General features: G+C 46.3%; 1 protein-coding gene. It reads right to left on the reverse strand.

The window, feature by feature from the left end:
- Positions 1 to 13 precede the first annotated feature (13 nt).
- Positions 14 to 1189, reverse strand: a 1176-nt coding sequence (locus BB781_RS15210; RefSeq protein ID WP_129582758.1) for a DUF4430 domain-containing protein, incomplete at its 5' end; no start/stop codon positions are given.

Genomic DNA, 1189 nt, shown 5'->3' on the forward strand with positions numbered 1-1189 from the left:
TTTACTAACTTGTTTATGCGTCTGCACCCTCAGGACACTCGGTGTTCTGGACCCAGTAGTGCACCAGAAGCTGGAGCCTGTTAGTTGTTACAGGTTCACCGGTTGTCGGAGTATTCAGATCATTGAGCCAGCAGTTGATGGCTGCCTGTAGTTCACTGGTTGTGATGTAAGCTGCTCCATCGGAATCAACATCGTTCCATGGGTTCCAGTCGGTAGCAGATACGTATACGGTCTCTTCTCCGACTACTGGAATGTCGTTTACATCTGAATCATCCGCATACGCAGAACAGGTTCCTTCTATTGGATATTCATCTTCGGCTGCAGTTGCAGGAAGAGTAAGGATATATACTACGGTCTTGCTTTCTCCTGAATCCATTTCACCTGTCCAGACCCATTCATAGCGGTTAGCTTCACTGAGGTTCTGCTTGAAGACACCGTCATCATTGTTAGATGAGGTTATTGTCCAGCCGGCAGGAATGACTTCTTCGAAAGTAAGGGAATCAATGTCTTCCATTGCTGTAAGGGTTACTGTTACCTTTGTAGAAGTCAGACCGTAATTGGTCAGCAGCTCTTCATAGAAGTTCTGGTTTGCAATATCCCTCTGGGCAATGACAGGGTAGTCGACTTCGTTTGCAGTCAGGTGGACTGCATACAGGGACTTGCTGATGTCCGGGGTATATCCACTGTGAGGAGCATAGTAGAAACTTACCTTATCAGTGTCATTAAGCATATTGCTTCCAAGACCCATTGAAGCACTTACATCGTTGATACACAGGTGCCAGGAATAGTATTCCTCAGTCTCACTATAATCCTCGTTGGTGTAGCCTTCAAGAGAGTCAAGGTAGAAACTTCCGTATGAATACCACCTGTCATTCACTTCAAAGTCAATTCCGCTGGCAATCAGTAAACCGAAGTCAGTCATAGAATCAATGGTGTATTCTTCATCAGGGTTATTATACGGAATGAACTTATAGTTCTCACCTGCTACCTGATCCACTGTCATTTCTGCAAGAGTCTGCACTGTGGTAATTCCACCTTCTTCCATCCGGGCCATCAGAGGATAGCTGTCTGCACCAAGGTCACCGAAATCAACTGCTGTGTCCCCGATTCCGTCACCATTGCCATCTGCTCCGGTGTAGTCAGAGTAGTAGTTACCAAGAGGACCGTTCAAGGTTACGCCGTTGATTGT

Source organism: Methanolobus psychrotolerans, assembly GCF_002243045.1.
Classification (GTDB): Archaea; Halobacteriota; Methanosarcinia; order Methanosarcinales; family Methanosarcinaceae; genus Methanolobus; species Methanolobus psychrotolerans.